We start from the raw sequence: 20111 nt of genomic DNA on the forward strand, positions 1-20111 counted from the left end.
ATCTGTCATATGGGTCGCGCCACAGTAGAAGTCAGCCTCACCCCGGCATTAAGTCGCGCCGCACGCGGTTTCCTTGGTTGGACCCAGGAGGAATTGGCCGCCCGCTCAACAGTCTCCCGCAGTACAATCCGCGACTTCGAGGGAGATCGACATGGGCTGCATCGCTCGACGGAAGCGCAGTTGCTCAGCGCTCTCAAAGAGGGAGGCGTCATGTTCGTTGACATTCTCGGCTGCGGTACGGCGATCTGTGGCACGACCAATGGCTCCAAGGAATGAGCAAGCGGGGTATTTCGCCAATAGTAGCGGTCGTTAATTCGGGAAGAAGGTGTCGAGCGATGTAATGCGTGTACCATTTTGCTTCCGAACTTTGCCGAAAATGGGCCTCGGCCAAGCCGCCGAAATTGCGCTTTAGCGCCCTCAGGCAGGCTGCAGCCCAATCCCGACAGACGAAATCCTCTTCGACCATTCCGCCACCCTGCCTCTCAACGAGAGGGTTTGATGTTTTTGACCGATGTTACAGTCAGCCTATGAACGTGCCCGTCTCGACCGCTCCAGTTGATCGACTGTCCGGACGAGAGCCCAAGGAGGGCTACTCCTACAGGGGTCATCACGCTCACCATCGATCGCTCGATGTCGGCCCGGCCCGGATAGCAGAGAGTGACCGTCCGCGCTTGCCCACGTTCTGTCTCGTAAGAGACAGTAGAGCCCAGGCCCACCACTTCGGGTGGAAAACTGTCGTCGATCACCACTGAAGCCCGCTCGAGTTCGGCGAGGAGCTCATCAGCCACGTCGAGGTCCCGACCAGGTGCCGCCAGCGCCAGCGAGGTGAGGCGGGAGTGGTCGGTTTGGCGCACGATGATCGATGGCTTGACGCCAGTAGATAAGTTGGTTTCCATTTTTCATGAATCCTCACGCAGCCGTTCAGGCCGCATTGATAGAGTAGAGTCTTGTGAGTGTAGGTCGCGCGGAACCGGCAAATGACGAAGACGATCCCAGGGTTCAAGCGCGCGACAGCTGCGAAGAACCCTGGGCTAGAGTCCTTCGATAAGACGCACTCCGCGGAGGCGACGGCTACGAAATTGAGAGTTCTTCGTCATGGCCTGAGATGATGCCGTTCCCGAGGGGGAAGTCAAGGCACTCGCTCAATCCAAGGCCGAGCTGTCCCGATGTTGCCAATCTGCGACCGCATCTACAAATTATGTGTGGCGTTTTCCGAAGGCTCAGGAAAGAAGCCCAGCTGAATTGGATGCGGCAGCGCGCCACATGCCGGACGCGAGGCGGGATGGCTTGACTTCTTGGCTCCCAATGACGATCTTAATGGCCATGTTGAACAACCGCGACATATTCCCGATCGAAGCCTTCAGGGTCTGCCCGATCGCAGGATCGTAACCCGGATCCGGCCCATCGTCGACCGCCGGATCATGGGTAAAAGCGGTCAGCACCAAAGTTTGCTGATAGCCCGACAATTCTTCCAAAACAGTATCGCACGCATGGCAACCGTCATGCTTGCACCGGAGGTATCGCGAGCAATGTCAAACAGTATTTCCTCTTCAATGCATCAGGTGTCCATTCTCGGAGCGACAGACTACTTGTCGCTCATACGCCTTGCCGACGCTGCCTCGGCGAAGGACCGCCACGCCTCCGCCGAACTGGTCGATAAACTCGAGAAAAGCGTCGTGGTGCCGGATGGGCAGTCACCAGACGATACAGTCGGGATCGGTTCAACCGTTACTTTCGATGTCAAAGGCGCATCCCGCCGCACCATCACTCTCGTAGATCCGGATGATCTCGATGCCGAGGCTTCAAGGATATCCGTGCTTGCTCCAATCGGGGTGGCACTTCTGGGCCTTCGGCAAGGGCAGAGCAGCCAGTGGCTCTCTCAAGACGGTCAGCTCAACGACCTGACTGTGGTGCACGTTGCCGAAAGACCAATCACCGGATTCCCGCACTATCGCTCCTCTACGTGAGCACACCCCGAGGAACATCAATGCTCTTGCGCGACAGCAAATACCGAAAACACCGGGGAGGTTGCCTCACCGCAGGACCGTAGCCCTGTGCTGCCATCGTGGTCGGCACAGGGCGTTCCTGTTGAACCAGCGTTGGCACATCCATAGGAGACCTACGATGACTACGGTCCATTCGTCCCTTATATTTTCTGATCGGGATACTACTATCCTGCGGCGTCTGCTTGACGACGCCACTCCGCTTGATCGTGCGAAGGCGTTGAAACGAGAGAAACTCGGTCGCATGCGCGGCCTAGTCGGCCGTTCCATTCCCCGTCTCCAGGAACCTGAACTTGCAGAGATGGAGCTCTGTGCACACGCGACCAATGGGCTCACGCGAAGGGTCCACCGGCTCCAGTGCGGTCTAGAGATGATTTCCGGATCGGCAGATTTGACGGCACGGCACCGGGAGCAGGCACAAAGCCGGCTCGGCCCTTCGCAAAGTGAGGCGGCGCGATGACCTATCATTCCGTCACCAATAATCCGTCTGGGGACGCTATCGACGTTCAGCTCCACTACGACCGCCTGAGCGGGACCGCTTACGCCTGCTCGACTGTATTCGATGGGGTGTTGCCGTCGCGCTATCCAAGTCCTGAGGCTGCAGCGGAGGGGGCTCGCGTGGTGATCGGGACGGCCATTTCGCATAGAGAGCCGAAGTTCCCGCCGCGACAGATACGAGTTTGGTTGCGTTGAGATCCTCATCGAGATGCTGCGGTATTCCCGACCATCGACGATGCAGGCAAGCGACAACACTTGCTGGAGAAATGAGCCATGTCCAGAGAAGCATTCTATCAATTGACCGCCGAGGATGCCAATGTCTTGATGTCCATGCTCGAACGGCAGGGGGACCGCCCGGGTCCGTTCGCGGCCGTGCTTCGAGAGAAGTTCAATCGTTCGAGCGTGTTCTCTCGCCAGGACATTCCCGCCAATGTGGTCACGATCGACACCGAACTCGTCTACACCATCAACGGCGTGAGGGTCGGACCGCATGTTCTTGTCCATAAACCGGCAGGCGGACTGCCCAGACTCGCCCTCTCTGTTTGTTCGATGCGGGGCCTGGCGCTCTTGGGGCTGGCGGTTGGGGCGAAGACCGAAATTCCGGGAAACGACGGAGAGTTTGAGGTTCTAACGGTCGAGAGCGTGCTGTTTCAGCCTGAGGCGGAGACCCGCCTGAAAGAGAAGGACCGGGGAGCCGCAGAACTGATTGATCCGAAAGTCGTCGATTTTCGGCCACGGCCCAAGAAAGCAGTGATCTCCGACGACGATGATCCTGGTCCTAGTGCCGCATGATCGGGAACAATTGGAATAGGGTGCCGGGATGCAGTATCTCGGTATTACAGCCGTGGGTACTTACTAGGGATTCTGCATCTTGCGATCAAAATCGATTCCAGTAAGTCAGAATGCGGCCGACGCGAGTTCCGCTATCTTCACGTAAAACTGGAAGGTTGAAACCGAAATCGTCATCATTGGCCGCTTGCCGAAGCTTGAGCCACAAAGTTCGCCGCCCTGATCCTTTTGCGGCGACCATATCCGAGTCAGCGCTTCAAAAAACCTGCGCACTAGAGTTCAGGGCCGTTGCCTTAGCAGGTTCGAATGATGTTCGCCAAAATGTCAAATTCCGCGGTGCTGCACCGCGCTCGTCTGGCTGATGAGAGCTTACGAGACCGTAGATCACGCCCCCGCGGTTACCTGAGGCTATGAATGTGCCGGGGCTACGTGAGTAACGCGGCAGTTGAATTCGCGGTCGACATTTTTCTGCGCCGTCTACGCCAATCGTTAGGCGTCCACAATCATGCGTCCTTGAGCATGTGACCTGCCTCTGCAGATCCAACAAAGAAGTTGCGTTGAACCGACATCCGAATTCGTTTGTCAAACAAGAGGAAAACAATATCCTCGTGGGCATCCGGGTTGGACAATCACCTGGTGCAGACGCCAATTCGTAGCACGGATGAGGGTCGCCTTCCTGACTTCTCTCACAGCTCTGCCTCCATGCGGGCGGTTCGTCAAATCGACATCTTGCCTGTCATCTTGTCGGAGAGCGTGCGGCAAACCGTTTTTCCGCATAGCGGAATTCGACAACTGCACTTGCAGACGAGAGCGAATCGAAAAGAGCGCTCGTTGCGCCCTTTCACAGTCGGAGAGGTTTGGAGGCAAGGAGAACGTTATGCTGTCTACTGAGCGGGATTTTAAGCGTGGCGGTGAGCGTATGGCGATCCCCACCCAAGGTGAAGTTGAAGGAAAATTGCTGGTTTTCGAAGTCGTTGCCGTTGCTTGTTTGGAAGAACTTCTGCGACACGAGCATGCACCCGCAGTTTCAAAAGTTCGACGGCGGATACTGCATAATCTTAAAGAAAGATGTCGGTCGCTCAAATTGTGTGCCGAGGACGAGAAGGCGACTGTCGACTATGCATTGGGCGTGCTCGAGGCAGCGGTTGAGGAGGCGGGGTCTTGGTAACATTTGGGTTACGGGAGGCCGCTCATGATCCTCGGAAAGTGAGCTCCTGCAGAGTCCTGCACCAACGCCAATCCGCCGACTTCCCGTAGTTTCTGCATGAGACGGCACCCAAGGTCCATCCGGCTGCCACGCAACCGGGGGCTGGCGATCCTGCACAATTGCAGAGTTTTGCGCTCCAAGGAGTAATACCATGATAACGCCGCTTGCGTGCTACCTAACGGCTAACGACCACGCGACCCTGCAAGAAATTCTTAATCAGGACCCTCGCGACAACGCCTACACCCGATTGCTTAAAAGCAAGCTGCTAGAGGCCTCAGTCTGCCCCCCCAGAAATATGCCCGATGATGCCGTGACGATAGGCAGTCGCGTGACGTTCTGTGTCAATGAAGGCGCTGCAAGGACGGCCTTGATGGTTCGGAATGAGAGCCGCGACTTTCCTGTTTACACTGTCTCGGTGAAATCCATTCTGGGATTGGGGATACTCGGCTTGAGAGAGGGAGCGACGACAAACATAGATACCGACATCGGTAGCCCACAAAAAATATATGTGATGCGGCTCGATTTCCAAGCTCCTGCACCTCGTCTCCAGCTCGTCAATGCGGCCATTTCAGGGTTTCCGCGAGGGACCCATCCTTCTGCAGCCACGCGATTAAGCTGGCCCAAGCGGCGCATGGAGTAGGTTGGACGAGCCAAATCAACAACTGCGCAAGCTACCGGCTGAAAAATTTGCGGTGAATACACCGATCTTGATTGCAATCAGCCCGGCAGCATTTTTCATATCGGCATCGATAACATGCGGCCTTTCTCTAGCCGCTTCTACGCCATTACCAAACTGCCGCCATCCCACTAAAGCTTCAAAAGATCCGCCTTGCGAGACCTGAACACGAAGATGGCCCTGTGAACCGGTCCTTGTGCAACTCGTTCTTGATAGCTCGTCGCAGCCATCAAGCGGGCCGCGTTCGGCCGCACCCGAGAAGGCCGATCCCGAACAGGTTGATCTCGCACTGGAAGACCTGGAAGGGGCAATCGCGGCCTGCATGCCGAAGACGAAGCGGCTATCCCAGTCCGCGCTTGACCAACTTCATCATCGGGGTTTAGCAGCAATATCTGGCACTTGCCTGATCCAACATGAGGAGCATCTCATCAAGCTCTGCAAGCCATTCAGAGGATAGAAGGCGGGTTGCTTGCTCTCGGGTCCATCCTGTTCCAAACAGCGCTCCGAGGCTGTTGATTTGCACTGAGAGCTGACCCGGGACTGCGGGAAAATATCACTGAGAATTGACCCATGACCGCTTTCGGGCCGGAAGGCGACGTCGAGTGATGTTCACAAAGCGCCAATACCGGTCATTATCACAAAATTGGCACAACGCATTCGGCCGGTCTCCGCCGTACTTGCCGGCATTGCGCTGACCACGACCTGTTAACGTCGGCGTTGTCCTTCCAGGTCGGCTTTGTTAGGCTCCTGCAGCTCTAGCCGGCCTGGAGACGCAGGAGTGCAGAACCTACACGACACTGTAGTTATTGGCGGCGGCCAAAGTGGCATGGCCATGAGCTACCATTTGCGCAAATGCAACCGAGAACATGTTGTTCTTGAACGCAAGCGCGTCGCGGAGCGTTGGTTGGGCGAGCGATGGGACTCCCTCCGCTTCCAATTCCCGAACTGGTCGTTGAGGCTGCCCGGATTCGAATACACTGGCGATAGCCCGGACGCATTCGCGCATCATCGCGACGTTGGCAAGTTTGTCGAGGACTACGCAAAGTTCATAGATGCGCCGGTTCGCTGTGGCACGGAAGTCTCCTTGCTGCGTCGCGATCGCCACTCCGACCGCTTTCTCATTAAGACGAATGACAGTCTGTTCGGCGCATCGCGGGTCGTCGTCGCGACGGGCCCGTTTCAACGACCGTCACTGCCGGCATGGTCGCGGGACCTGCCGCCGCATGTCTATCAAGTGCATGCAAGCGATTACCGAAACCCAGAGCAGCTCCCACCGGGCGCGGTCCTCGTGGTCGGTAGCGGTGCTTCTGGTTGTCAGATTGCTGATGAACTCAATGTCGATGGCCGTGTAGTCTATTTTAGCGTGAGCGCCCATCGCCGTGTGCCGCGCCGATACCGTGGTCGCGACAACTTCTGGTGGTTCATGTCCATGGGCCGTTTTGACGTACCGATCAATAGCTTCCCAGGGCGCAAATATCCGACCACTACGGTGATCACAGGGGTCAACGGTGGGTATGACGTTGACGTGCGTCGCTTCATTCTAAAGGGGGGCGTCGTTCTCGGGCGGCTCGATGGCGTCGCGGGCGGCAAACTCTACTTCAATGATGATGCCGAGTATGTTTTGACGGAGGCAGACCGAGCCTATAGCGACTTCAAGCATGCTGCAGATGAGTGCGCGAAGGCGAAATCACTCGACCTGCCCGTTGAAGATGCGAAGGACACGCCGGGACGGCCTGTTCCAGTTCTGCCCATTCCAAACCTGGATTTGAAGACTGCAAACATCGGTTCCGTCGTCTGGTGCACCGGATACACTTTCGATTTTGGTTGGCTGGACATTCCGGTGTTCGACGAAGGCGGAGCACCTATTCAGGAACGCGGCGTCACCAACTGCCCGAATTTGTATTTCCTTGGGCTGCATTGGATGTACACATTCAAGTCCGGCCTGCTCTTTGGCGTTGGTGAAGACGCTGCGTACATTGCGGATCACATGGCCGAAGCCGGGTAATTCAACGAGGACCGCGCCGGGATGTGCGCAGCAGTGTGAAATAATCCGCGTTTCCAGGAGAGAAAGGGCGACTCGGCTGTTTGTGGACGGGTCCGCTTTGGGCGTTAAGTCGGTTTGGCTCCGACCAGATCATTTACTCTATCCGCCGGTGACCGCTTGGGCCCAAGAGCGGTCTTCCAACTCGACAAAAAATCGCCAATCGCGCTTGCAGTTACCAGAAAACCTGAACGGCGAGGACGGCGAGAAAGGCAACCACCACTGCAGAAGCCATCCGTAAGACGGTTCGATTCGCCTGTGCGAGTACCTGTGGCCTGGGTTCTCGCTTGGGATTGAATTTGTGGCGACGTTTCGGTGACGCTCCCGCTTGCGACGATTTGTTTCCTGCTGCCATGGCCGTTTTGCTCAAGGTGGTGAATTTCAGGACGCCAATCTACGCTGTTTCTCGATGTGCACAAAGTCATCCACGGCCATCAGGTTTTCGCGTTTTCATAGGCCAGGAATAGATCGGTTACGAGAACGCCATTGATGCGCATCCCAGTCAAATCGGCGTCTTTGATGTCTGAATCTGCCAACGTGACGCCGCTTATGGTCAACCGCGATAGGTTTGCATTCGTGATGGCGGCTCCAGACAGATTGACGTTGTTAAAGCGCGCATCCGCAAGGCTGATATCGTCAAAAAACGCTTCGCTTAAATTGGTGTCGGTGAATTTTGCCTTGGTCAACACAGCGTAAAACCGCGCATCTGCAAGGTTTACGCCGTCGAAATTCGCACCTGACATATCAGCCCGCTCGTAATGAACTCCCTGCATCTGAGGGCCATCAAACTGGTTGTGTTCTTGATCGCTCATTGTCTTTTCCTCCGGTCCACGAGATTAAGACAAAAGAATACCAGAATGCACAATCTTTCGTCGCAAAAACTAACGTTTCGCGACTGGATGTCTACAGCGAGCCAGTATTGATCAGCTCACCCCTTTTATTCAAAAACCGTCCTGAGATCAGGCCTGAAAGCATACCTCGAAGGCGCATACCGCAAAACCCGAGCGACTGGCTGGGAAGGATCATGGGACAACGGAACCCTGAATCCGATATTCCGAAGATCGATAAGAGCGGTTGGACCGTCTATGCTGATCGAAAACGGATTGCTCCAATAGCTCCTGTCGTCCTCTATGAAATCTGACCTGCGCCCGCCAGTAAGCATCATCTGGCAGGTGAGTGGCACTCACTCAGGAACGTGTTCGGGTGGAAGAACTGGTTGCGTGAAAGCAGTCCCGCCTGAGACAACGCGACTTGATAACCAAACTGCCTCACGAGCGCGAGGTAGCCTGCGCAATATAACGATACTTGATGTCGCGAATCGATGCGTTTCGTCTGGAAATCCGCATTTAGAAGCTCACGCAGGTAAGGGTCGTAATATTTTCCTTTCCAGCTGTTGCAGCCATTGCCCGGAACGCGTTTGCCTTTGATGATCAGCGGCTTCGCGCACAACAACGTCAAACCGCTACGCTCATTTTGCGGGATGGCTTCGCGAACTTCCGGTGGGTCGCACGCCAGAGCTTGTTTAGGGACGATGTGTTCAACGGAGGAGTCGTCGTAGCCGATTGGACGACAACACGTTGGACAGAGAACAGTTCGTTGTCGGCAAACCACGGGACCAGCGATGTCAAATCGCTTCTCATGCGGTGCCAAAGAAATTCTTTCTGTGCAGGCAAATCAATGAGCTTCATGACAACTAACCGATTCGAACAGGTCTTCGAGACCTAATGCGTTTAGCAGTTGAAGTTCCGTCGATGACCTGGGGGTTCCCGCTCCGGCTCAAGGGGATGAAGCCTGATGCAAAGCCCAAGCCGGTCAACAACATCGCCGATTTGACGAAGCCAATGTGGGTCGGACTCGCCCGCAAGGAAGAGTGGCGATGCCTGATCCCAATGACGGGTTTCGCGGAAGCAGAAGGTATCAAAGGAAGCATGACCAGAACCTGGTTCAGCGTACAAGGAGAACCGGTCTTCGCGTGGGGCGACTTGTGGCGAGTCAGTGACGAATGGGGTCCGGTTTATTCAGGCGCTATGACGGATGCCAACGAGGCAGTTGCCCCCGTTGATAATCGCATGCCCGTTCTGCTGCACCCTAACGAATATGAACTTTGGATGCACGGAAGCCTTGGTGATCTCTTCGCGTTACAGCAGCGTAAATATCCGGCTCAATCGATCCTTATGGAGAGGACCAACGATCTGTGGGTAGCCAAGCGGCAAGCGGTGTCGGAAGAGCCGACCTTGCTGTAGTCCGGCCGACCTTTTGGCCGGCGAGCTGACACGTCTGTCATGTCGCTCGAGCGAGCGGTCACATATGTTTTAGACAGCACCAGCCGCTAACCGCTCAAGCAGCCACCCGGTTTTTCGCTATTGTCTCGGTAGACGATAGTCAACGCTGCGATGCCCGCTTCATCGGCCGCACGCAGGAACGCGTCCCGAAATTGCTCCGGAGCGATCTGACCGCTGATCGCATCGACGCAAGCCTTCACCGCAGTGACATATTCTTCGCCGTCATCTGAAGGCCAGTCCTTGAGCAGCATATATGCCGCGTCGCCGAGGGTGCGGACGATCCTGTGAGCTGGTTGGCCGCGCAGAGCCAGCCCGACGGGTGTGAATGCAGAGGTTGCGTCCCAGTCCATGTTCTCGACCGCTCAAAGCAGGGATCGCAATCCCCAAAGAGCACCATACGCGTATATTCCGAATCCGTAATTGACGATTGGTTACCTGACGTGACCGGTTGTGAAGGTATGCGGTAGGAGAGGAGCGGGCGCTCTACGATTTGATATCGGAGCGCCCTACGCTACATCGGCCTTTTTTGGGATGCTGGCGAACCTTCCGCTATTTCTTTCGTTATGATCGTGGCCGCCAGGGATATCGTCAATGGGATGGGAAGCACTGGGGCAATGGGGTGAAGGTGCGGCTCGCATCGAACCACTTGCCGGTGGAGTCGCCAACGACGTGTGGAGCGTTCGCATCCACGGGCAGATCGCGGTTGGTCGTTTCGGCTCCAGGACCGACGCTGACCTCGCCTGGGAAACCGAGCTGCTCCAACATCTCGACCGTGAAGGGATGAACGTTCCAGTGCCGATCCCCACGACTGACGGCCGGCTGTTCGCGAACGGTCTGGTGGTCATGAAGTACATGGAGGGCGGACCGCCCGAGACGGAGTCCGACTGGCGTCGCGTGGCCGAAACGCTCCGCAAACTGCATCGGTTGACGCAGGGCTGGCCGCAGCGCCCAGGCTGGCGATCGTCGAGCGACCTCCTGCATGCCGAAACCGGAACGAGGATCAACCTTGCCGCGATGCCGCCGGAGGGCGTTTTTCGATGTCGAGCAGCATGGGCGCGGCTAGTCGGACGCCAGACATGCGTTGTCCATGGCAACCCCAGCAACCCCGGCAACGTCCGCATGACCGCGGATCGGGTCGCGTTGATCGATTGGGACGAGGCACATGTCGACGTCCCCGACCTTGACCTGGTGCTGCCCGGCAACGCTGCCGACCTCGACGACGGCACGCATGACATCGCCGCGCAAGCATCAGCTGCATGGGAAGCCGCCGTCTGCTGGCGGGACGAGTATGCAGTCAAGCGGCTTGCCGAAGTTCGCCCGGTCTGAGCAGTACCGACGCAAGCGCCCTTTCCCTGGCACGTTCACCTCCCGCGTTGTGCCGTTTCGACGATCACCGCTGTGACAGGCAAGTGGCCTTTCTCCAGCTTTAGGCGGAGTGTCAATAACTGCTCGACCTGTTTACACGCTCGCCGATGGAGGCTGCTACCGCGCAAGCGCCTGAGCAAGCGTTCCTTCGTGTACCAGATGCGGCCCGCGCCCTTGATCGCGCAGTTCCATCGCACGAATGATCTTGAGGCCCTCGTGGCTGTGCTTCCAATCCCTCGAAGCCTCGGTAGCCACGCAAAGATAATGGGTATCGCGGCACACCGTGCCTTTGAACTGTCCGCCTCGCTCGGCAATCATGCTTTGTACGGCCTTGCGCGGCCCGAGGTGAAACTTCCCCGTCAGCACGAACATGCGCTGGTTGAACACTACGTCGGCGTGGTTCTCGAGCGCGCCCTCGATCACGCCGACGTTGCCGAACGTCGACAGGCCGGTGTCGGTCGCGCTGTCGCCGACGAGGTGGGTGATCCAGGTGCAGATGTCGTCCGATTCCTCGTCTGTGATCTGCCCATCGGCGATCGATCTGACCGCTGCGTTCTTGAGGTTCAGCACGCGACGGTCCTCCTTGACCCGGGGGTGAGCATCTATCCGCGCAAGCAACGTCTCGACCTCCCGCGGTGTGATCCGGTTGTCGCAGGCGATACCGGCGCAGAAACCGTACAGTTCGTTGATCTCGTCGGCGTCGTTTTCGACGATGAAATCCCGCGACCGGAAAGTGACGATGTCCTCGACAATCTGGAACACCTCCTTGGGATCGCTCTCCCAGATGCGAAGGTCGTCAATCAATTCGCTGGCATCAGGGTCATGCAGCAACGCGAGGAAGTTCTGCGCCTCGACCTTCAACGGCGCGTACTCCGTTGTCTCGATCTTGCCGCTCGCCAGAACGCCCTTCAGGAAACCCACCCAGTAGGCCGTCGCCTTACGACTGTTCGATTTCGCGTGGATGCGCCCCAGCGCTTCGCCCCCGACTTCCAGCGAACCATTTCGAGCCTGTGCTACATCGACCATTGTTGCTCCCCTCGTAGCGATCAATGATCGCACCCTAACAATACTTTGGTGCGACGGCGAGTGCAGGCCAAGCATCTCTCTCAGAAATTGTTGTCTAGAGTAACCTCTGCAGCCGAGCATTACGCGGCTATGATCCGGAGGTCACCCTGCACCGTCCTGTGCTGGTTCTCCTCGTTCTATATCGGTCGAGTATGGGATTTCGGCTTCCTTTAACGCCAATAAAAACGACTGCCGAGCGCTTTCGTCTGAAACATGTCCGTCGTCGACGCCTTCACAGGCTTCAAGGGCCGCGATGTAAGCCACATCGCCCAGGGCGGGATTATGCGAGTGAACCGCGCCGCTCGCCTTGCGCCAGCCACCGATCCCGGAAAAGAGTATTGCGCGTGGGCCTGCAACGTCGTTTCCTGCAGTGTCTGCCATCCTACATATCTGCCGCTTCTCAGAGATTTTGCGGAACACACGTTGTGTTTCACAACGGTTGGTACGCGACCTCGATAACCCGTTGTGCTTGCTCAACCAAGGAACTAACGAGACTTTCGCCGTCGGCATTGAGCGGAACATCGAGATGTACCCAGACGTGGCCACCGCACTCAGTTAATTGCTGCGACAAGCCAGACGCGACAAGACGGTCGCGGATAACCGAGAACTTGGGCGTAAGACGGTGGAACCGCAGCCAAATAGGCGTCGTGTACCCCGCAAATGGATCGCGGACCCCCACGCTGAAGCAGGGCTGCTTAGTGCCAAGCGGTAGGCAGACATATCGACGCTGGTAGTCGTCGCGATCCTTGCCCATCGGGAGGACTCGGCTCTGCTGCGCCAAGCGGCGGGTAACTCGATCTACGAGATTGACGAATACCTCTTTCCGCTCGCGCCAAGCGAGCAGTTCGGAGCCACTTCTCAGTGGCTCTATGTCGTGGCCCGAAAGGACCCTGTACATGGCCTCAAATTGGGCGAGGTCACCGCGGAACGGGTCCGAGCGAACGTCTCTCAGAGTTACCAGAACCCCCTCCCAATCGATCACCGCAACGGACAAGTCGGAAGTTGTATCGTGCTGCCGAGGACCATGCCCGGTAAGAGGGGACGCGTTCGGCACCGATGCTTTCATCGCAGCAACGCGGTATTGAGGTACCAGCACCAGCAACATTCCACGATCAGACCTTTCTTGAAGGTCGCCAAGGTACGAACTGCGTTGGCCCTCACCAAACGCCGCGCCCAATTTCGCCTCGATCTTGACCACGAGCTTTCCGTCAGCCGTGCAGCCCTCCAAGTCGGGGCGGGCACCGTCTTTCTGTCGAGCCTCCGCTCGCCAAGTCAAGTCGGCGTCGATAGTTCGGCCCACCGCCTTGGAGATATGGTCCCCAAAGCTCTTGCGTGCATCCGGATTCTGGAGAAGGTAGGCAAGCCCCTGCGTGCACAGCAACTCTCCCTGTTTGGAGAGCGAGCTGAATTGGGCGAGGTGGGTCATGAGCAGTCGCATGATTAGCCTCTTGAAATTCAGGACCAGAGACGAGACCCAATGGATTGCATTGATGACTTCAAGAAGTTCATCGGTACGCGCCACTGGCGTTACGCGAAAACCATGCCGCAGTGGCCGCACGAATACTCGGTACGGCAATTCGATGATCCGCCGCAGGACCAGGCCCTGTTTGAGGAAGCCGTCTCATTTATCCGGACCCAGGGCGAACGAAGGTGGTTTGAGCCTACAAATAGAAGCGCTGTCTACCTTGACATCGACGGCCGACAGTATTGGACTATGGGCGCTCCGGTTAAGGAAACAACTATCATAAACCGCGCGTGGCTGGATTGGAGAGAGCGCCTTATTCGGCGCGAGCCAGGTTTGTGATCCTCCCGATTCGACTTTTACGAGATAGCAGCAGCCTCGAGACCCGACACTCGGCTATTGCAATGATCACATACTAAATCAGGGATATCATTCATGGAACACTCGGAGTTTCAGATCGGTCTGGAGTTCTGGTGCGGGAAGAGGCGGTGGAGGTGTACCGACGTCGGCACGCGCACAGTTGTCGCGATTGGCATCCACCCGGTTGAGATGACGACCGTCGAGGCTGATGGCACGAAAGAGCACGAAACGCTTACTTATGAGCAGGCAGTTGCAATGGGCTGGTTTGATGGCCCCCCGTATCGAGTGGCCGAGATAGTTTTCGACGAAGACGATCTCGAAGTCTGCACGCTTGAGAGGAAGGACCTATGAACCAGGCTCAGTGTCGGATCGATAGATTGCTGATGTGGATTTGTGAGGCCTGCGGTTGTTAAAGCTCCACGACTTCAGCCATCTCGAGATACCTGCAGAACGCATTTGCGAGCTGCATTTGGCGAGGGGTCTTGCATTCCGCCTCGAAGAGCTCCGGCGAAGCGACCATGATGGCCATGCATTTCGCGCGGCTCATAGCGACGTTTAATCGGTTCGAACTGTAGAGAAACTCCATCCCGCGCGGTGCGTCAGCGTAGCTGGATGTGGCCGTCGAGTAGATCGCGATCGGGGCTTCTTGACCTTGAAACTTGTCGACCGTCCCAACGTGTGCCCTCGGGATGCGCTTCTGAATCTCGAACACGTGAGCGTTGTAGGGTGCGATGATGATGATGTCTTCCAGCGCCAGAGGTCTGGTTACGCCCTTGCGATCGGTCCAGTGCATTTGTGAATCCAGCAGTGTTGCGACGATCCGACCAACGGCGTCTGCTTCTTCGATGGAACGCGACTGGTTGCCGGAATGGCGAACTGGGACGTAGCGGAGGCCAGTGCCCTTGAACGGTCCTGCCGAAGCCATCCCCTGGACGCCGCAGGTCTTCTCGGAGTCGAGTTTGCCTTCATAGAACAGTTCGGAGTTGAAGGCGGTGATGTCGGGGTGAAGCCGCCACGTCTTCTCGAGGAAAAGACCCTGCTCAGACGAGATGGTCTTCTGTCCCCGCAGAAGATGGTCAAGCGCCGATACTCCTGTCCCGTCGGGATGAGAGCCTTGCGTCGGTTGCTCCAGCTGTTGCGGATCGCCGAGTAGGACGAGTGTCGGCCCCGCCTGCGAGACCGCCAGCACGTTGGCGAGCGACATTTGTGCGGCTTCGTCCACGAACAGCACGTCAACGCTGCTCGCGGCGTCCTCGCGGGCCCAGAAGAAGGAAGTTCCGCCCATCAACTGCACATCGCCGGACGCGATCGCCATTACCGCCTTCCCATTGTCCATGTAGAACTGGATGTCGTCAGTATCCTCCGCCTTCGAAGCGAGCTTCTGGCCCGCGTGGACATTGGTGCCTTTTTCCTTGGCGACCTCGATCGTTTTGTCGATCAGGTTGCGGATCACCTTGTGGCTGTTGGCGGTGATGCCGACCCGCTTCCCCTGTTTGACCAGCGCGCAGATCATATGCGCCGCCGTGAAGGACTTCCCGGTCCCCGGTGGCCCCTGAATTGGAAGCACGCCACCATTGACCAGCGGCGCAATTCGGACTGCGCAAGCCAGAGTGTCCTCCCCATCCTTTTGCAGCGGTCCTTCGACCCGGGGTGGCCGGCGTAGGAGGAGATCGCGGGCAGCTTGATAGGAGCCGCTCCCCTCTATGCCGTGGTCGGCAACATACTCACCGAGCCTCATCAGGGAGTTTTCTTGTTCGGGGGTGCGGATGAGCGTGTGGGCAAAGACCCCCTCTTGATGGAGACCGGCCGACTTCTTGCTCTTCCTGACATCAATTGTCCGGGCATCCTGCGAGATCGCCACGACTTTGCCAAAGGGTTCTCCGCCCATGGCCCGAAGCTCGTCGTCGTCACGGATGTCCGTATCCTGCAGATCGAACTCATAGCGGTCGGTTGGGATGCCGCCCTTTGTCTGCTCGACCGTGCCGACGAACCGCAGCCCACCCAATGCCGCCTTCTCGTCCAGCAGTTCCTCCGCGGTCAGGTCGCAAAGCCGGAAGTACTCCCACCAGCCTGCCTTCGCTTCCCGCCGGTGCCAGCCGAGGCTGTGAGCGAGAATCCACCTGCCGTGCTCGGCAGGCGTCCTTTCGGCGGCGTCGACCGGCACGTCCCGTGTCAGCCGCTCGATGAGTTCCGCGACGCGGGCCTCGCGCTCCGAGACGCTTTCGCTCGGTTCTTCGTTCTCGGGGGAGGGGCGGTCGATGACGATGCCGGAAGCGACGGCATCGGCGCGGAGCCGTTCGAGCCAGTCGCGCAATGCTTCCGTCGATCGGCAGTCGTCGTCGTTGTAGGCGGCAACCACCGCTTTGGTATCGTCAGATACTGAGCGGCAGTCATCGAGTTCCAACGCCGCCTGAAGTGCTGAGAGCGCGACGTTCGCTTCCCTCAACGGCATCGAGCGCTCGAAACCGTAAAACGGCTCCAGTTTCTTGATCGAGTAGCTCTCGACGCTGGCCCGAATGGCATTGCGAGCAACGCTGTAGAGATCGACGAGCACGTTGCCGCGCAGGAGATTATCCACCTCGCTTTCACGCGTGGCATAGCGCCCCATGAGCCGCTTCAAAGTGCCGGGCTCATATGGAGCATAGTGGTAAATGTGGAGGTCCGGGAATTGTATGCGGCGTTCCGTGACGAAATCCATGAACCGCTCGAAAACGGCCTTTTCGGCGTTCCTGTCAAACGCCCAATCGGCAACACGAACCAAATCGCCTGCTGCGCCACGATAGTGATAACCAAACAGGTACTCGAGCCCGTGCTCGCCGATGAACGGATCGCCTTCGAGATCGAAGAAGATGTCGCCGGGAGATGGTTCGGGCAGCCGACAGAGCCCGGTGCCCGGAACCACTTCGAGCATTTCGAATTGCCGTTCGCCAGCCTCCCGGGCGCTCACCTGGATGTGGGCCTGCGCTCTCGCTTTGTCGAAACTCGCAGGCGAACCGCGGTCAGGTTTCCAGGGCATCGGCGAGGGAAGGTCCGCGAGCGCCTTTGTCGTTGTCACAGAATGCGCCCGCAGTTCCGCGATCTGGGTTTTCGAGATGTTGGCGACAAGACAGAGATGGTCGTCGGCGCGCCTCCGGGTATCGCACTGCTCGGCCCATCTGCAAACGTCGCAATGGTCCGTCGGCTCTGGGTAATGATCGCCCCGTGCGGCAGCCGTAGCCTCTTCGGTGGCCCTCCGCACTTTTCTGAAAAAAGCGGCAAAGTCAGAGACGCGGAAGGTCTGCGGCTCGAAGTTGGACCAGGGCACAACGACGTGCACAAACTCCGGCGCAATACCCTGTATAGTATGGAGAAGTTCGGCGTAGAGGCTTAGCTGAAGTACCGTACCGCCTTTCGTCTCTCGGGAGAGCTTAGTATCGATGATCTCGTACGACCACGGACCCAAGTCACTGGTTCGTTCCACCCTCCGCAGAACGTCCGCCCTCCCGATCCATCGGCCGTCGCGAAGCGCCGCCTGCACCACGATCTGCTGCCCTGAACGCATCGCGTCCATGGTCGCGCCGACGCTGTCATCGTTCACGTCAATGCCGTCTATGACGGTAGCATGGAGGCCTTGCGTTTTCAGATTATCGATGAATCCCTGTTCATGCTTCAGCCCACGCTCCCTCAGGACCTCGAGCAGCGGGTCCCAATGGACTGGCTTGGCCAAAGCTCCTTCCGCAACCTGGAGATCGAGCGCCGTCAAATGGCGACAGCTCAGATGCCCAATCAGATCATGCGCGCTGAGGATGAGTTGAGTGCCGACTCGCTGCATGATTCAACTGTAAGGAGTGCGAAGCAGCTTGTCGAATCTTCAGGCACAGTGCGTCGTCGCACTTGTGCAAGAGGTGGACTGGAAAGCCCAGCACCAATCGGGACGAACACTGCGAGAGGTCGTTATTGAAAATGCGAATTGGTCAGCATTCCGCCCGGAAGCGGCCGTTAAACGCCTCGATGAAGGCGTTGTCAGTCGGCTTGCCAGGGCGTGAGAAGTCCAAGGTCACGCCTTTGGCATAGGCCCAGAGGTCGAGATCGCGTGACACGAATTCCGTGCCCTGATCGACACGGACCGTCTTCGGGTAACCGACCTGCCGGCATACCCGTTCCAAGGTTTGGACGACGTCTTCGCCGCGATAACTGTGACGCGGATCAAGCACCGGCACATAGCGCGAGAACGTGTCGATCACCGTCAGAACCCGCAACTTCTTTCCGGTCGCCAGCTGGTCGCGAAGTCCATCGCCCAGACATCATTCGGTCCAAACGCCATTTGCCGATCCTCCCGCAGTTTGGCTTTGACCCGGCGCTTTGGCGTTTTGTTCCGCAGTTGAAGGCCCAAGTCTCTGTAAATCTTATAAGTTCGCTTGATATTGGTGCCCCAACCCTCACGCTCTGAGAGCACATGCACCCGCCGATAGCCGTAACGGACACGGGTCTCGCAAATCTCACGAATACGACGTTCCAGGCTGGCCTGATCGGCACGGCGAGAGGTGTAGTGGTAGGTCGACCGATCGAAGTTCAGTGCCCTACAAGCTTGCCGGATCGAGATCGCCCAATCGCGGCACATGCCCTTCACCACCTCCCGCTTGCGAGCAAGCCTTAAAGCTTTCGGCGAATGACGTCCTGCAGCATCTCGCGGTCGAGTGTCAGGTCGCGACGATCTTCTTCAGCCGTGCGTTCTCGTCCTCGAGCTGCTTCAACTTCTTCATCTCCGGCGGCAACATTCCAGCGTACTTTTTCTTCCAATTGAAATAGGTCGCCTGGCTGATCCCCGCCTTCCGGCAAATCTCCGCCACCGGCACACCTTCATCACCCTGCTTCAGAACGAACGCCTTCTGCGCGTCCGAAAATTGCGATGCCTTCATCGTCTTCCGTCCTTTCCCAGCCAGGAAAATGCACCGGAAAACTCTAACCAAAACTGGTCCAGTTTGAGGGGTTCAGATCAGTGGCCCCCGCGGAACGGCGAACAGGCACGTTGTAATTACTTCTGAACAGCCACAGCAAGCAGCTTCCATCTGATGGGAGCTGGCGGGTTATGCTGATGATGATTCTGCGGAGGCAATGGATTACCTTTGTTGGCCGCTATCTCATCACCGCAGTGAACACACCGATAGATTGCTGAATCGGGAGAGATAAATCCTGGCTGCCGTTCCGTGTCAAAATTGACGTGGTCAATCTGCTGGAAGTTGCTTGTGTATTTGTAGAGCATGGAGTGTTTCCTTTCTGGTTGCATCAGAAGGAGGACATATTCAGTTGAGTCGCGAAAGCTGCGGTGCAATCGCACGATGTGGAAATGCCGCAAATCCTGAACGCTGTGCACGTTGTTCGACTTATCCACAGTCGGTGGAGGAGCCAAATAGCATGGGCGTCCAGGCTAATTTCAAAGCCGAGTTTGAGGAATTCATGCTTCTCGCCCGGAACCTCAGGCAAGAAGGCCTCTTCTCTCGCTGACGCCGGTCAGTGCCTGAGGACTACACAAGCTAGGGCAGGGGAAACGAGGTTGATCTCGCGTTCGATGTCATAGGGCAAGTCGGCTTTGGCGACGCATCTAAGGGCGATCGCCAGCCGATTAACGACCGCCTCGAATACCGGACGATCAATGTGTTGATCACCCGGCGGTCTTGGGACGGCATCGCTCAGGGTCGACGTCGCAGCGACGAAAAAGGAAGCGACAACAGATTGGTTAAGAAGCAGGTCGCCTATCGAACTTCGACAATCATCAAACGTCCCCACGATCATAAACCGATACCCAGGGCCCTCAGACTGACGCGAGAACTCGACGTACGCGCCGTCCACCCAGGCGTCGGAAAGACCGCGGATCGGCAGGTTCGCGCCCCGGCCGAAATGCAGGTAGAAGTTGTCGTCTACGCGGGCTGACGGCATTTCTGGGATGGCGGGGGCCAAACCTTCCGCCACCGTGGACAGCAGCCGGGAGACATCGTGGAGTTTGCTGCCGCTCTGCTGCCATCTGGCCACAGTCTTGGCAACTTCTTCCGCACGCTCCATTCGCTCAGACAGAAGCGACAGATCGAGTGTTCCATACTCACCATAAACGATCTGATCCGCCTCAGCTTGTGACTTCGCTCGCATTATCTCGTGAGACGCTTTGTGCATCCGCAGCCTCATCTTGATCGAAAGTTCGCGGAATCGTTCTGAGTGATAGTCTGGCCTGCCATGTTTCATCGCGTGGGTTCCTCGTTTCACAGACAATGCTGCACGAGCTTGCAAGAGACGAAACGGCAAAATCCTCACAACGCTCCCGCTGAATTCAAGCGCGTCTAATCGCCCTTCCAAGTTGCCGAAAACCCTCTTGGCCATGCCAGGCCTTCT

The 20111-nt window shown here is 57.4% G+C and carries 20 protein-coding genes and 1 pseudogene; 9 read left to right on the plus strand and 12 right to left on the minus strand.

Annotation, left to right across the window (positions count from 1 at the left end):
• Nucleotides 1–9 precede the first annotated feature (9 nt).
• Nucleotides 10–276: a helix-turn-helix domain-containing protein gene (locus MOV76_RS07120; RefSeq protein ID WP_247264188.1), complete on the plus strand. Its 267-nt coding sequence runs from the start codon at nt 10–12 to the stop codon at nt 274–276.
• Nucleotides 277–482: 206 nt separating this feature from the next.
• Here MOV76_RS07120 and rnk read toward each other — a convergent pair whose 3' ends face one another.
• Together rnk and MOV76_RS07130 are read right to left on the minus strand one after the other, a co-directional pair.
• Nucleotides 483–896: a nucleoside diphosphate kinase regulator gene (rnk, locus tag MOV76_RS07125; protein WP_130729746.1), complete on the minus strand. Its 414-nt coding sequence runs from the start codon at nt 894–896 to the stop codon at nt 483–485.
• 324 nt (nt 897–1220) lie between these two features.
• Nucleotides 1221–1475, minus strand: coding sequence for a hypothetical protein (locus MOV76_RS07130; protein WP_247264189.1), 255 nt, complete (start codon nt 1473–1475; stop codon nt 1221–1223).
• 54 nt (nt 1476–1529) lie between these two features.
• Between MOV76_RS07130 and MOV76_RS07135 the strand changes: the two genes are divergently transcribed.
• The 5 genes from MOV76_RS07135 (at nt 1530) to MOV76_RS07155 (ending at nt 7178) form a co-directional block, all read left to right on the plus strand.
• Nucleotides 1530–1967 carry a GreA/GreB family elongation factor gene (locus MOV76_RS07135; protein WP_247264190.1) on the plus strand — a complete coding sequence of 146 codons (438 nt, stop codon included), beginning with the start codon at nt 1530–1532 and terminating at the stop codon, nt 1965–1967.
• Between the two features lie 807 nt (nt 1968–2774).
• Nucleotides 2775–3293, plus strand: a complete 519-nt coding sequence (locus MOV76_RS07140; RefSeq protein WP_247264191.1) for a transcription elongation factor GreAB — start codon at nt 2775–2777, stop codon at nt 3291–3293.
• Between the two features lie 874 nt (nt 3294–4167).
• Nucleotides 4168–4458 (plus strand): hypothetical protein, encoded by a 291-nt coding sequence (locus MOV76_RS07145; protein ID WP_130729750.1) that lies wholly within the window; start codon nt 4168–4170, stop codon nt 4456–4458.
• 190 nt (nt 4459–4648) lie between these two features.
• Entirely contained in the window at nt 4649–5137 is a 489-nt protein-coding gene (locus tag MOV76_RS07150; protein WP_247264192.1) for a hypothetical protein, read from the plus strand.
• 814 nt (nt 5138–5951) lie between these two features.
• Nucleotides 5952–7178: an NAD(P)-binding domain-containing protein gene (locus MOV76_RS07155; RefSeq protein WP_247264193.1), complete on the plus strand. Its 1227-nt coding sequence runs from the start codon at nt 5952–5954 to the stop codon at nt 7176–7178.
• 470 nt (nt 7179–7648) lie between these two features.
• On the opposite strand, the gene MOV76_RS07160 is transcribed toward MOV76_RS07155, so the two are convergent.
• Both MOV76_RS07160 and MOV76_RS07165 read right to left on the minus strand, forming a co-directional pair.
• The gene (locus MOV76_RS07160; RefSeq protein WP_247264194.1) at nt 7649–8026 is read right to left on the minus strand and encodes a pentapeptide repeat-containing protein; all 378 of its coding nucleotides are present in this window, start codon (nt 8024–8026) and stop codon (nt 7649–7651) included.
• Between the two features lie 349 nt (nt 8027–8375).
• Complete coding sequence (locus MOV76_RS07165) at nt 8376–8864, minus strand: hypothetical protein (protein WP_247264195.1); 489 nt, start codon at nt 8862–8864, stop codon at nt 8376–8378.
• Between the two features lie 74 nt (nt 8865–8938).
• Here MOV76_RS07165 and MOV76_RS07170 point away from each other — a divergent pair, with 74 nt between their 5' ends.
• Nucleotides 8939–9457: an SOS response-associated peptidase family protein gene (locus MOV76_RS07170; protein WP_247264196.1), complete on the plus strand. Its 519-nt coding sequence runs from the start codon at nt 8939–8941 to the stop codon at nt 9455–9457.
• 86 nt (nt 9458–9543) lie between these two features.
• Here MOV76_RS07170 and MOV76_RS07175 read toward each other — a convergent pair whose 3' ends face one another.
• Nucleotides 9544–9846 carry a DUF982 domain-containing protein gene (locus tag MOV76_RS07175; RefSeq protein ID WP_247264197.1) on the minus strand — a complete coding sequence of 101 codons (303 nt, stop codon included), beginning with the start codon at nt 9844–9846 and terminating at the stop codon, nt 9544–9546.
• A gap of 241 nt (nt 9847–10087) precedes the next feature.
• Here MOV76_RS07175 and MOV76_RS07180 point away from each other — a divergent pair, with 241 nt between their 5' ends.
• A complete protein-coding gene (locus MOV76_RS07180; RefSeq protein ID WP_247264198.1) occupies nt 10088–10822 on the plus strand; it encodes a phosphotransferase enzyme family protein in 735 nt (244 codons plus the stop codon).
• A 156-nt stretch (nt 10823–10978) separates the two neighbouring features.
• On the opposite strand, the gene MOV76_RS07185 is transcribed toward MOV76_RS07180, so the two are convergent.
• The 3 genes from MOV76_RS07185 to MOV76_RS07195 all read right to left on the minus strand — a co-directional run bounded on the left by MOV76_RS07185 (nt 10979) and on the right by MOV76_RS07195 (nt 13364).
• Nucleotides 10979–11887: a hypothetical protein gene (locus MOV76_RS07185; protein ID WP_247264199.1), complete on the minus strand. Its 909-nt coding sequence runs from the start codon at nt 11885–11887 to the stop codon at nt 10979–10981.
• 141 nt (nt 11888–12028) lie between these two features.
• On the minus strand, nt 12029–12307 hold the full coding sequence (locus tag MOV76_RS07190) for a DUF982 domain-containing protein (RefSeq protein WP_165403399.1): 279 nt from the start codon (nt 12305–12307) through the stop codon (nt 12029–12031).
• A gap of 49 nt (nt 12308–12356) precedes the next feature.
• Nucleotides 12357–13364 (minus strand): hypothetical protein, encoded by a 1008-nt coding sequence (locus MOV76_RS07195; RefSeq protein WP_245484589.1) that lies wholly within the window; start codon nt 13362–13364, stop codon nt 12357–12359.
• 459 nt (nt 13365–13823) lie between these two features.
• Between MOV76_RS07195 and MOV76_RS07200 the strand changes: the two genes are divergently transcribed.
• The gene (locus MOV76_RS07200) at nt 13824–14099 is read left to right on the plus strand and encodes a hypothetical protein (RefSeq protein ID WP_130729755.1); all 276 of its coding nucleotides are present in this window, start codon (nt 13824–13826) and stop codon (nt 14097–14099) included.
• 58 nt (nt 14100–14157) lie between these two features.
• Here MOV76_RS07200 and MOV76_RS07205 read toward each other — a convergent pair whose 3' ends face one another.
• The 4 genes and pseudogenes from MOV76_RS07205 to MOV76_RS07220 all read right to left on the minus strand — a co-directional run bounded on the left by MOV76_RS07205 (nt 14158) and on the right by MOV76_RS07220 (nt 20099).
• Nucleotides 14158–17559 carry a TM0106 family RecB-like putative nuclease gene (locus MOV76_RS07205; RefSeq protein ID WP_130729756.1) on the minus strand — a complete coding sequence of 1134 codons (3402 nt, stop codon included), beginning with the start codon at nt 17557–17559 and terminating at the stop codon, nt 14158–14160.
• A gap of 145 nt (nt 17560–17704) precedes the next feature.
• Nucleotides 17705–18646 (minus strand): annotated as a pseudogene (locus MOV76_RS07210) (IS3 family transposase); the annotation flags it as partial.
• A 116-nt stretch (nt 18647–18762) separates the two neighbouring features.
• A complete protein-coding gene (locus MOV76_RS07215) occupies nt 18763–18990 on the minus strand; it encodes a hypothetical protein (RefSeq protein ID WP_130729757.1) in 228 nt (75 codons plus the stop codon).
• Nucleotides 18991–19238: 248 nt separating this feature from the next.
• Nucleotides 19239–20099: a hypothetical protein gene (locus tag MOV76_RS07220; protein WP_247264200.1), complete on the minus strand. Its 861-nt coding sequence runs from the start codon at nt 20097–20099 to the stop codon at nt 19239–19241.
• Nucleotides 20100–20111 lie beyond the last annotated feature (12 nt).

This window comes from Rhizobium sp. PRIMUS64 (assembly GCF_023006465.1).
Classification (GTDB): Bacteria; Pseudomonadota; Alphaproteobacteria; order Rhizobiales; family Rhizobiaceae; genus Rhizobium; species Rhizobium leguminosarum.

Excerpts from the sequence above, each read along its gene's own strand:
- MOV76_RS07215 (WP_130729757.1), bottom strand. The coding sequence starts at position 18,990 with ATGCTCTACAAATACACAAGCAACTTCCAGCAGATTGACCACGTCAAT.
- MOV76_RS07190 (WP_165403399.1), bottom strand. The coding sequence starts at position 12,307 with ATGGCAGACACTGCAGGAAACGACGTTGCAGGCCCACGCGCAATACTC.
- MOV76_RS07140 (WP_247264191.1), top strand. The coding sequence starts at position 2,775 with ATGTCCAGAGAAGCATTCTATCAATTGACCGCCGAGGATGCCAATGTC.
- MOV76_RS07175 (WP_247264197.1), bottom strand. The coding sequence starts at position 9,846 with ATGGACTGGGACGCAACCTCTGCATTCACACCCGTCGGGCTGGCTCTG.
- MOV76_RS07160 (WP_247264194.1), bottom strand. The coding sequence starts at position 8,026 with ATGAGCGATCAAGAACACAACCAGTTTGATGGCCCTCAGATGCAGGGA.
- MOV76_RS07185 (WP_247264199.1), bottom strand. The coding sequence starts at position 11,887 with ATGGTCGATGTAGCACAGGCTCGAAATGGTTCGCTGGAAGTCGGGGGC.
- MOV76_RS07120 (WP_247264188.1), top strand. The coding sequence starts at position 10 with ATGGGTCGCGCCACAGTAGAAGTCAGCCTCACCCCGGCATTAAGTCGC.
- MOV76_RS07195 (WP_245484589.1), bottom strand. The coding sequence starts at position 13,364 with ATGCGACTGCTCATGACCCACCTCGCCCAATTCAGCTCGCTCTCCAAA.
- MOV76_RS07180 (WP_247264198.1), top strand. The coding sequence starts at position 10,088 with ATGGGATGGGAAGCACTGGGGCAATGGGGTGAAGGTGCGGCTCGCATC.
- MOV76_RS07150 (WP_247264192.1), top strand. The coding sequence starts at position 4,649 with ATGATAACGCCGCTTGCGTGCTACCTAACGGCTAACGACCACGCGACC.
- rnk (WP_130729746.1), bottom strand. The coding sequence starts at position 896 with ATGGAAACCAACTTATCTACTGGCGTCAAGCCATCGATCATCGTGCGC.
- MOV76_RS07200 (WP_130729755.1), top strand. The coding sequence starts at position 13,824 with ATGGAACACTCGGAGTTTCAGATCGGTCTGGAGTTCTGGTGCGGGAAG.
- MOV76_RS07145 (WP_130729750.1), top strand. The coding sequence starts at position 4,168 with ATGCTGTCTACTGAGCGGGATTTTAAGCGTGGCGGTGAGCGTATGGCG.
- MOV76_RS07205 (WP_130729756.1), bottom strand. The coding sequence starts at position 17,559 with ATGCAGCGAGTCGGCACTCAACTCATCCTCAGCGCGCATGATCTGATT.
- MOV76_RS07220 (WP_247264200.1), bottom strand. The coding sequence starts at position 20,099 with ATGGCCAAGAGGGTTTTCGGCAACTTGGAAGGGCGATTAGACGCGCTT.
- MOV76_RS07170 (WP_247264196.1), top strand. The coding sequence starts at position 8,939 with ATGCGTTTAGCAGTTGAAGTTCCGTCGATGACCTGGGGGTTCCCGCTC.
- MOV76_RS07135 (WP_247264190.1), top strand. The coding sequence starts at position 1,530 with ATGTCAAACAGTATTTCCTCTTCAATGCATCAGGTGTCCATTCTCGGA.